Here is a 10,227-nt window from a genome sequence, read left to right as displayed (position 1 = left end):
CGCAACACCTCGCCCATGGGATAGCTCAAAAAGGTGGCCGCCATCGTCCCCACGAGCACGATGCCCAGCCCCGGCAGATCGATGAATAACCAGGGGTCGTCAGCCGCAAAAAAGATCAGCACCCCCAGCAAAAGGACGCTGGCGATCATGCCGATCAGGGTGGAAGGGTTCATCCGCGCTCACTCCGAGGGTTCGAGGGCCGCCCGCGCGGCCCGCACCGTGTGGGCTATTGTGCCGCAGGCAGCGAGCGGGGGACCCGCGTGATGCGCGCCACAAACCCGACCACACCGCTACAATGAGCCACCGGGCCCAAATCTTGGAGCCCGGTTTTTTGTGCCTGCCGCCCCGACGGGGCGGCCCAGGACGTGACCGGCTCCCAGTCGAGCGCCAGCAGCCATTGGGCCGCGCACTGCCCCAACGCGCCGCCCTCCGCCGTGGCTCCCACGCGCGGACGACCTCTCTCGTATGGAACCTGTCACCATGGATATCTTCGACTACGACAACATTTTGCTGTTGCCGCGCAAATGCCGCGTGGAAAGCCGCAGCGAGTGCGACACCTCGGTGGAGTTTGGCGGTCGCCGCTTCAAACTGCCGGTGGTGCCCGCCAACATGAAGACGGTCATCGACGAGCGCATCGCCGAATTCCTGGCTGCCCACGGGTATTTCTACGTGATGCACCGCTTCGATCTGGACACGGTGGCGTTTGCGCGCCGCATGCGCGAGCAGGGGCTGTTCGTGTCGATCAGCTCGGGCGTCAAAGCCCCCGACTACGCGGTCATCGACCGCCTGGCGGCCGAGGGCGTGGGGGCGGACTACGTCACCATCGACATCGCGCACGGCCATGCGGACAGCGTGCGCCGCATGATCGAACACATCAAGCGCACGCTGCCGCAGGCGTTCGTGATCGCCGGCAACGTCGGCACCCCCGAGGCCGTGATCGACCTGGAAAACTGGGGCGCCGATGCCACCAAGGTCGGCATCGGCCCTGGCAAAGTGTGCATCACACGGCTCAAGACCGGATTTGGCACCGGCGGCTGGCAGTTGTCGGCGCTCAAGTGGTGCGCACGCGTGGCCACCAAGCCCATCATCGCCGACGGCGGCATCCGCCACCACGGCGACATCGCCAAGAGCGTGCGCTTTGGCGCGGCCATGGTGATGATCGGCAGCTTATTTGCCGGCCACGAGGAATCGCCCGGGCAGACCGTGGAAGTGGACGGCAAGCGCTACAAGGAGTACTACGGCTCGGCCAGCGACTTCAACAAAGGCGAGTACCGGCACGTCGAGGGCAAGCGCATCCTCGAGCCGATCAAGGGGCACTTGGCCGACACGCTGCGCGAGATGCAGGAGGATTTGCAGAGCTCGATCAGCTACGCAGGCGGCCGTATGCTGGCCGACCTGCGCAAAGTGAACTATGTGATCCTGGGCGGTGAAAACGCCGGTGAGCACCTCTTGATGTGACACCGACGCCCCGCAGCGCCGTCAGCAGGCGGCCGTCAACGGGCGAAACCGCCACGCGGCGCGTATTCTGCGCGGCGGCTGCCGCGCGGGGCACCGGCACGGCCCCAACCGCCACCGCGGTGGTTGCCTTCCGGGCGCGGGCCGCCCGCGCGGCGCGGCGCCTGCGTGGGCTGCAGGCGCGGCTCCAGCCCAGGGATCGTCTGGGTCGGGATGGGCTGGCGGCTGAAGGCCTCGATGGCGCCGATGCGGCGCCGGTCGCGCGGCTCGGCCATGGTCACGGCCAGCCCTTTACGCCCCGCCCGCCCGGTGCGGCCGATGCGGTGCACGTAGTCTTCGGCCTTCATCGGCAGGCCGTAGTTGAAGACGTGGGTGATGGTGGGCACGTCGATGCCGCGTGCGGCGACGTCAGTGGCGACCAGGATTTGCACCTGCCCCTGGCGCAGCGCTTGCAAGCGGCGGTTGCGCATGCCTTGGCTGAGCGCGCCGTGCAGCGCGACGGCGGCAAAACCCGCTTGCTGCAGGTCCTGGGCCAGTGCATCGCACTCGATCTGCGTGCTGGCAAAGACGATGGCTTGTTCGATGGCCTCGTCGCGCAGCCAGTGATCGAGCACGCGGCGCTTGTGCGTGGGGCTGTCACACCAGTACAGACGCTGTTCGATATTGGCGTGGCGGTCTTGCGCCGACTCCAGCGACACGCGTTGCGGCTCGCGCATGATGCGCGCCGCCAGCGCCTGCACGCGCGGGGCGAAAGTGGCGCTGAACATCAGGGTCTGGCGTCGGCCTTCGGTCAGGCGGTGGATTTCGGCCAGATCGTCGGCAAAGCCCAGATCCAGCATACGATCGGCCTCGTCCAGCACGACGTGCTGCACGGCATCGAGCCGCAGGTGCCCGCTGCGGTGCAGGTCCAGCAACCGGCCCGGTGTGGCCACGACGACGGCGGCACCGCCCAAGCGCTGCAGTTGCACCGGATAGGGCATGCCGCCCACCACGGTGGCCACGCGCAGGCCACGGTTGTGGCGCAGCAAATCGATGGCGTCACCCGCCACTTGTTGCGCCAGCTCGCGGGTGGGGCACAGCACCAGGGCCAGCGGCGCGGCCGGCGCGAAGCGGCCGCGCGCGGCGCGGGGGTTGCCCGAGCGTGCCGGCGCACGCGCCGCCTCGGGGGCGGGCTGGCGACACAGGGCATCGAGCACGGGCAACAGATAGGCGGCCGTCTTGCCGCTGCCCGTCTGGCTGGAGACCATCAGATCGGCGCCGGCGCCATCGCGGCTGAGCGCCAGCGGAATGGCCGCCTGTTGCACAGGGGTGGGCTGGGTAAAGCCGAGTTCGGTGACGGCGCGCAGCAGAGAATCGGCGAGGTCGAGCGCGACAAAGCCGCCGTCGTGGCTGGCAGCCACGGGGGTCATGGTGTTCATGTGGAGATCCGTTGGGTTGTCATCACATCGACCACCAACGAATCAATCCATCCATGGGACCGGCGAGCAGCAGATGCAACAAAAAACCGGCACCGATGGGTGCCGGATGTCGGTATTATGCCACGAAACGTGGTCGGATGTGCGATCAGGCCGTCAGGCGCAAAAAGCGCTCGCGATAGTGCGCCAGTTCATCGATCGACTCGTGCACGTCGGCCAGCGCCGTGTGGCGCTGCTGCTTCTTGAAGGCGTTGTACACCTCGGGGCGCCAGCGCTTGGCCAATTCTTTGAGGGTGCTGACGTCCAGGTTGCGGTAGTGAAAGTACGCCTCCAGCCGCGGCATGTAGCGCACCAAGAAGCGCCGGTCTTGCCCAATGCTGTTGCCGCACATGGGCGAGGCGCCTTTGGGCACGTAGCGGGCGATGAAGTCGAGCAACTGCTGCTCGGCCTCGGCCTCGGTCAGCGTGCTGGCGCGCACCTTGTCGATCAGACCACTGCGCCCGTGGGTGCCTTTGTTCCAAGCATCCATGGCGTCGAGCACGGCGTCGCTTTGGTGGATGACCAGCACCGGCCCCTCGATGCGGGGCTGCAGGTGGGGGCCCGTGATGACGACCGCCACCTCCAGCAGCCGCTCGCGTTCGGGGTCCAGTCCGGTCATCTCGCAGTCGATCCAGACTAGGTTGAGGTCGCTCTTGGGCAACGTCAGCGCTTCGGTGTCGAGCGTTTCGGGCAGGGTGTTGGGCGTCGTCATGCCGCTATTGTCGCCGACATGGGCCCTGGTTATTGGCTAGACTGCGGGCATGAACGCCCCTGCCCTGCCACCCCACCTGCTGTGGACGTGGATCTTCGTCGCCCTGCTGCTGGCGGGCTTGCTGCTGCGCGCCTGGCTGTATGCCCGCCAAATCCGCCACGTGGCGCGCCACCGGCACCAGGTACCGGCGGCTTTTGCCACGCACGTCAGCGCCGAGCAGCATGCGCGCGCGGCGGCTTACACGATCGACAAGACCTGGCTGGCGCTGCTGGAGGCAGCGTGGAATGCCGCCCTGGTCGTGGGCTGGACGCTGCTGGGCGGGCTGGATGCGCTCAACCAATGGCTGCTGGGCTGGCTGGGCGAAGGCATGGGGCAGCAACTGGCGCTGCTGGCGGCGTTTTTTGCCATCGGCGCGCTGCTGGAGCTGCCGTTCGCGTGGTGGCGCACCTTCCGGCTCGAGGCCCGCTACGGCTTCAACCAGACCTCCCTCGGGCTGTGGCTGACGGATGGCCTCAAGGGCGCGCTGGTGGCTGCGGTGCTGGGGCTGCCGATCGCGGCGCTCATCCTGTGGCTGATGGACAGCGCCGGTCCATCGTGGTGGCTGTGGGCGTGGCTGGCCTGGATGGCGTTCAACACGACCCTGCTGCTGGCCTACCCGCGCTGGATCGCGCCGCTGTTCAACCGGTTCGAGCCCCTGGACGACGGCGCCTTGCGGGCGCGTGTCGAAGCGCTGCTGCAGCGCTGCGGTTTTCGCAGCGCAGGGGTTTACGTGATGGACGGCAGCCGCCGCAGCGCGCACGCCAACGCCTATTTCACCGGCTTTGGACCGGCCAAGCGGGTGGTGCTGTTCGATACGCTGCTGCAGCGCCTGGGCGCCGACGCGGTGGAGGCGGTGCTGGCGCACGAGCTAGGACACGCCCACCACCGGCACGTGCTCAAACGCTTGCTGTGGCTCGGCCTGGGCAGCGGTGCGGCGCTGGCCTTGCTGGGGTGGCTGTCGCAGCAACTGTGGTTTTATTTCGGCCTGGGGGTCACGCCCACGCTGACGGGCAGCAACGCGGCGTTGGCCCTGCTGCTGTTTGGCCTGGTGCTGCCGCTGCCAGGCGTCTTCGTGGCGCCGCTGTTGAGCCGCGGGTCGCGCCGCGACGAATTTCAAGCCGACGACTACGCCGCCCGCCACGCCAGCGCCGACGCGCTGGGCGATGCGCTGCTGACCCTATACCGCGACAATGCCAGCACGCTCACGCCCGATCCGTGGTTCGTGCGGTTCTTTTATACACACCCGCCGGCGGCCGACCGACTGGCCCGTCTGCGCCCCGAACCGAGCCCCGCATGAGCCGCCGATCCCGCCCTCCCAGCGACGCGCCGGCGGTGCCGCGCGACGGTCTCGTGGTCGCCAGTTTTGGCCGCCATCTGCTGGTCGAAGCGCCGGGTGGTGAGCGTACCCGCTGTCACCCGCGTGGCAAGCGCCTGGAGGCCGTGGTCGGCGACCGGGTGCAATGGTCGGCCTCGGGCGACGAGGGCGTCATCGAGGCGGTGCTGCCGCGGCGCAACGTGCTGTTTCGCCAGGACGACGTGCGCACCAAGATGTTGGCCGCCAACCTCGATCGGGTGTTGATCCTGCTCGCGGCCGAGCCCGTCTTCTCGGAGGGGCACCTGGCGCGGGCGTTGATCGCGGCGCGGCACGCGGGCATCGAGCCGCTGATCGGCCTCAACAAGCGCGATGTGCAGCCCGCGTTCGACGAGGCCTGGGCACGACTGGCCCCCTACCGCGCGATGGGCGAGACGGTGCTGCCACTGCAGCTGCACGCCGCCGATGGCGCGGCGATGGACACTGGGCTGGCCGCGCTGCTCGAGGTTCTGCAGGAGCACGTGACGTTGGTCATGGGCGCCTCTGGCGTGGGCAAAAGCACGCTGGTCAACCGGCTGGTCCCCCACGCCCAGGCCGAGACGCAAGCGATCTCTCGCGCGCTGGGCACAGGACGGCACACCACCACCCGCACCACCTGGTATTGGCTGTCTGAGGCGCGGGACGGCGCCTTGATCGACTCGCCCGGGTTTCATGCCTTCGGGCTGCACCACATCGCCCCCGAGGCGTTGGCGCCGCTGATGCCCGATCTCGCCCCCTTCTTGGGGCAGTGCCGGTTTCACAATTGCACGCACCGACGCGAACCGGGTTGCGCGGTGCAGGCGGCCGTCGCCCCCCAGGGGCCGATCGCGCCACAGCGCTGGCGGCTGTACGTCGAGCTGTACGAGGAGTTGCTGGCTGCGCGTTCGCACTGACCCGCCCACCGCGGGCGTCGCCGGTGCGCGGCGTGGGTCAAAATATTCGCGCCAGCAGTGCCAGCCCCAGCAGCATCAGCCACAGCACGACGCTGCGCCACAGCAGCCCGACCACGCTCGACAGGTGCGCCAGCTGCGGCGTCGGCAACACCGACAGCCCCCCCTCATCGGGGGCAGCGCTGCGGCACAGGCGCACCTGGAGCGCGCCTTCGGCCACCGACAGCAGCAGCTCGTCGCTGGGTTCGTGCCAGGGGCGCTGGTGCTGGCGCCAGCGCTCCAGCGCATCCTCGAAATGCCCAACCATGGCAAAACCCAGCACCGTCAGGCGCGCCGGCAACGCGTCGATCCAGCACCAGGCCCGCTGGGCCAACCGCGCCACGGGCTCACTCACGGGCGTGGCCGCCGAGGGCTGCGTCCACACCTGTGCCAGCCAGGCCGCCAGCCGGTACGCCACGGCACCCGCGGGTCCCAGCCCCAGTGCGGCCCCCAGCACGAACCACACGAACACCCCCAGCACATGCCGGTGCGACGCGATGATGGCGTGGGCGATGACGCGGCGCAGCAGCTCCTCGCGCGGCCAGTCGACCGCCGTCGTCCCCTGCCATTGCGCAAACAGGGCGCGCGCCGCAGCCTCGTCGCCCGACTCGAGGGCGGTGCGAATCGCGGTGAAATGGTGGCTGAACTGCCGAAAGCCCAGCGTCACGTACAGCAACGCCACGGTCCAGGCAAACGCCAGCAACCCATGCGCCTGCGCCAATGCAGCGTAGATGAGCGCGGCGAGCCCGGTCGGCACCCCGAGGGCCACGCCCCACACCAGCCAGCCGTGCACGGCGTGCCCGGCGTCCAACTGGCGCTGCACCCAAGCCGCCCAACCGGCGATCGCGGGCTGCCACGGCGGGGTCGGCCCAGGGCGCCGCGCCTGGTCGAGCACGAGCGCGAACAACACGGCAAAAAACGTCATGCGCGCATCATAGCGGCCGTGGCGGCCTGCAAAAAGCGATACAGGTTGCGCAACATCCCCGCCGTCGCCCCCCAGATGAAGCGCTCGCCGGTGGCATCCGCGTACGGCATCGACAGCCAGCGTCGCGTGGCGCCGGCCCACACCCACTCGTGGTGCCGGTGGTGGCGCGGATCCATCAGGTAGTCCAGCGGCACCTCGAAGGCGTCGGCGACCTCGTGCGGGTTGGGCCGCCACGGCCCCTGCGGATGCACGAGCGCCACCACCGGCGTGACGTCGAAACCGGAGCCCGTCGCATACACGGGCAGCGCGCCCAGGGGCTCGACCCACGCGGGCGCGACGCCCACTTCCTCCTGCGCCTCGCGCAGTGCGCACCGCACGGGGTCGCCCGCGTCGTCGGCGTCAAGCTTGCCACCCGGAAACGCCACCTGCCCGGCGTGGGTGGGCAGGTGCGCGGTGCGCTGCGTCAGCAGCACGGTCGGTCGCGGGCGCCAGACGAGCGGCACGAGCACCGCCGCTGGCTTCGGGGGGCCATCCACCCAACGCGCCTCGGCGCGAATCTCTGGCGTCCAGTCGGGCGGCTGCCGGAACCAGCGGCGCAAGTCATCGGCAGCGAGCCGCTGCACCGGCACCGCGGGCAAATGGGCGTCGCGGGCGACGACGGGCACCTGGCGGGGATCGAACGCGGGCAGGGTCGACACGAGAGGACTCCTTGGGCGCCCCATTGTGCCGCGAACGCAACCGCTCTGCGCCACGGGGTTCGGAATCGCCAGCACGCGCGTTATGCAACTTTTGCATGATGGAATGGAAACCCGGCTTTGGACAAGCAGCGTGCCCGCGTCTATGCTGCACCGCATGTTCGACTCTTTTTTCCGCTGACATGACACAGCACCCAACCACGGCCGCCTCTGGCCACGCCCTGCCCTCGTACCTCGACCCCAACCACTTGGGCCCCTGGGGCATCTTCTTGCAACAAGTCGATCGCGTCACCCCCTACCTGGGCAACCTGGCCCGCTGGGTGGAGACGCTCAAACGCCCCAAGCGCATCCTGGTCGTCGATGTCCCCATCATGATGGACGACGGCACGGTGGCGCACTTCGAGGGCTACCGCGTGCAGCACAACACCTCGCGCGGGCCGGGCAAGGGCGGCGTGCGCTTTCACCAGGACGTGACGCTGTCCGAGGTGATGGCGCTGGCCGCGTGGATGTCGATCAAGAATGCCGCCGTCAACGTGCCGTTCGGCGGTGCCAAAGGAGGTGTGCGCGTCGATCCACGCCAGCTCTCGATGGGGGAGCTCGAGCGTGTCACGCGCCGCTACACGAGCGAAATCGGCCTCATCATCGGCCCCACGAAGGACATCCCGGCGCCCGACGTCAATACCAACGAGCGCGTGATGGCCTGGATGATGGACACCTACTCGATGAACGTGGGGGAAACGGCCACTGGCGTCGTGACGGGCAAGCCGATCAGCCTCGGGGGGTCCCTGGGGCGCCACGAGGCCACCGGCCGCGGCGTCTTCACCGTGGGGGCGGAGGCGGCGCGGCGCATCGGGCTCGACCTCGCGGGCGCGCGTGTGGCGGTGCAGGGGTTTGGCAACGTGGGTGGCATCGCCGCCAAGCTGTTTGCCGAGGCCGGCGCGCGCGTGGTGGCAGTGCAGGACCACGCCGGCTGCGTCTACCGCGAGGCCGGCCTGGACATCCCGGCGCTGCTGGCGCACGCCAAGCGCCACGGCAGCGTCGCGGGTTTCGAGGCGGCCGAAGCGATCGAGCGCGACGCCTTCTGGGATGTGCCGTGTGACATTCTGATCCCTGCCGCACTGGAGCAACAGATTACGCGCGCCAACGCGCACCGCATCACGGCGCGCATGGTGATCGAGGGCGCGAACGGCCCGACCACGCCCGAGGCAGACGACATCCTGCGCGAGCGCGGCGTGCTCGTGATTCCGGACGTGGTGGCCAACGCCGGCGGCGTGACGGTGAGCTACTTCGAGTGGGTGCAGGATTTCTCCAGCTTCTTCTGGAGCGAAGAAGAAATCAACCAGCGCCTGGTGGCCATCATGAAGGGGGCGCTGGACGCCGTCTGGCACGTGGCCGACGACAAGGGCGTCAGCTTGCGCACCGCCACCTTTATCGTGGCGTGCGAGCGCATCCTGCGCGCGCGCGACCTGCGCGGGCTCTATCCTTGAGCGGCTGGCGGCCGCGCCAAGAGCCGCTCATTGCAGCGGCTCTTTGAGCAATGGCACGTCGGGCAGCGGCAGGATGGGCACCCCCTCCTCGACGAGCGCGACGGCCTCGTCCGGCGTGGCCACCCCGCGGATGTTGCGCGCGGGCTCCAGCCCCTGGTGCATGGCGCGGGCGCGTTCCGCAAAGCGCTCGCCCACGTCTTCGCTGTCGCGCACCCACGCCCGCAGCGCTTGCAGCAAGCGTGCTTGTCGTTCGGTCGACGCGTGCTCGGGACCGGGCTGGGCCGCGGGTGGCGGCTCGCTGCGCCGGGTCTGCACGCGAGGCGCACTCAAACGCTTTTCGATGCCCTGGTCGCCACAGACCGGGCATTCGATCAGGCCGCGCTCGCGCTGGGACTGAAAGTCCTCCTCCGAGGCAAACCAACCCTCGAATACATGCCCGTGGCGGCACCCGAGGTCGAGCACTTTCACGGCACCGCCTCCTGCGCGGCGGGCGCCATGGCACGCCACTGCGCCGCCGCACGCCACGCCAAGGGCCAGGCGCCACTGGCGACGTTCTGCCACCACAGCAGCGCCGCCAGGGTTTTGCCGTCGGTCACCTCGCCCGCGCACACCGCCTGCAGCAGCTCGTCGGGCGGCACCGCCAGCACCTCGAGCCGCTCTCCGTCATCGAGCGCGCGCTCACCCGCCTGCAGCCGGCGCGCAAACCAGATCTCGATGAACTCGTCCGCATACCCGATCGCCGGGTGCAACACACCCGCGCGCGCCCACTCATCCGCCTGGTAGCCGGTTTCCTCGCGCAACTCACGCTCCGCGCACGCAAAGGCCGATTCGCCCGGGTCGAGCTTGCCGGCCGGAAATTCGATCATCGCCCGCCGCACGGGGTAGCGGTACTGGCGCTCGAGCACCAGGCGCCCATCGTCCAGTACGGGCACCACCATCACCGCGCCCGGGTGCTGGATGTACTCGCGCACCGCGCGGCGCCCATCCGGCAGCGCCACCACATCCCGCCGCAGCGACAGGAAGGATCCGTGCCATACCTGCGCCTCCTCGACCGTGCGTTCGGCCAGATGAGGAGGATGCCGATCGGGCACGAGCGCGGCGCGTGCGGTCGGGTCGTTCATCGGAGCCGCCACGCTCAACGCCGCGCCAGATAACGGTAGACGAAGCCGGGGAAGGCAAA

The 10,227-nt window shown here is 69.2% G+C and carries 10 protein-coding genes; 4 read left to right on the top strand and 6 right to left on the bottom strand.

From position 1 onward, the window contains the following. Positions 1-480 precede the first annotated feature (480 nt). Positions 481-1,458 carry a GMP reductase gene (locus Q0716_RS10150; RefSeq protein ID WP_299022856.1) on the top strand — a complete coding sequence of 326 codons (978 nt, stop codon included), beginning with the start codon at positions 481-483 and terminating at the stop codon, positions 1,456-1,458. A 35-nt stretch (positions 1,459-1,493) separates the two neighbouring features. Here Q0716_RS10150 and Q0716_RS10145 read toward each other — a convergent pair whose 3' ends face one another. Both Q0716_RS10145 and orn read right to left on the bottom strand, forming a co-directional pair. Further along, positions 1,494-2,873, bottom strand: coding sequence for a DEAD/DEAH box helicase (locus Q0716_RS10145; RefSeq protein WP_366139732.1), 1,380 nt, complete (start codon positions 2,871-2,873; stop codon positions 1,494-1,496). A gap of 145 nt (positions 2,874-3,018) precedes the next feature. Further along, positions 3,019-3,621: an oligoribonuclease gene (gene orn, locus Q0716_RS10140; RefSeq protein WP_299022854.1), complete on the bottom strand. Its 603-nt coding sequence runs from the start codon at positions 3,619-3,621 to the stop codon at positions 3,019-3,021. Positions 3,622-3,670: 49 nt separating this feature from the next. Between orn and Q0716_RS10135 the strand changes: the two genes are divergently transcribed. Further along, positions 3,671-4,957, top strand: coding sequence for a M48 family metallopeptidase (locus Q0716_RS10135; RefSeq protein WP_299022851.1), 1,287 nt, complete (start codon positions 3,671-3,673; stop codon positions 4,955-4,957). Continuing rightward, positions 4,954-5,904 carry a ribosome small subunit-dependent GTPase A gene (gene rsgA, locus Q0716_RS10130; protein ID WP_299022848.1) on the top strand — a complete coding sequence of 317 codons (951 nt, stop codon included), beginning with the start codon at positions 4,954-4,956 and terminating at the stop codon, positions 5,902-5,904. The genes Q0716_RS10135 and rsgA overlap by 4 nt, the downstream gene beginning before the upstream one ends. Positions 5,905-5,941: 37 nt before the next feature. Here the strand turns inward: rsgA and ampE are convergent, their stop codons facing one another. Next, positions 5,942-6,865, bottom strand: a complete 924-nt coding sequence (ampE, locus tag Q0716_RS10125; RefSeq protein WP_299022846.1) for a regulatory signaling modulator protein AmpE — start codon at positions 6,863-6,865, stop codon at positions 5,942-5,944. Next, positions 6,862-7,587 (bottom strand): CoA pyrophosphatase, encoded by a 726-nt coding sequence (locus Q0716_RS10120; protein ID WP_299022842.1) that lies wholly within the window; start codon positions 7,585-7,587, stop codon positions 6,862-6,864. Before Q0716_RS10120 ends, ampE begins: the two co-directional genes overlap by 4 nt. A gap of 155 nt (positions 7,588-7,742) precedes the next feature. Between Q0716_RS10120 and Q0716_RS10115 the strand changes: the two genes are divergently transcribed. Continuing rightward, entirely contained in the window at positions 7,743-9,047 is a 1,305-nt protein-coding gene (locus Q0716_RS10115; protein WP_299022840.1) for a Glu/Leu/Phe/Val dehydrogenase, read from the top strand. A gap of 27 nt (positions 9,048-9,074) precedes the next feature. Here the strand turns inward: Q0716_RS10115 and Q0716_RS10110 are convergent, their stop codons facing one another. Together Q0716_RS10110 and Q0716_RS10105 are read right to left on the bottom strand one after the other, a co-directional pair. Continuing rightward, complete coding sequence (locus Q0716_RS10110; protein WP_299022838.1) at positions 9,075-9,515, bottom strand: DUF1178 family protein; 441 nt, start codon at positions 9,513-9,515, stop codon at positions 9,075-9,077. Beyond that, on the bottom strand, positions 9,512-10,168 hold the full coding sequence (locus tag Q0716_RS10105) for an NUDIX hydrolase (RefSeq protein ID WP_299022836.1): 657 nt from the start codon (positions 10,166-10,168) through the stop codon (positions 9,512-9,514). Before Q0716_RS10105 ends, Q0716_RS10110 begins: the two co-directional genes overlap by 4 nt. Between the last annotated feature and the right edge of the window lie 59 nt (positions 10,169-10,227).

The sequence above is a fragment of the uncultured Tepidimonas sp. genome, assembly GCF_938045175.1.
Classification (GTDB): domain Bacteria; phylum Pseudomonadota; class Gammaproteobacteria; order Burkholderiales; family Burkholderiaceae_C; genus Tepidimonas.
Note: the sequence above shows the minus strand (reverse complement) of the source record. Positions and strands in the feature narration are given on the sequence as shown.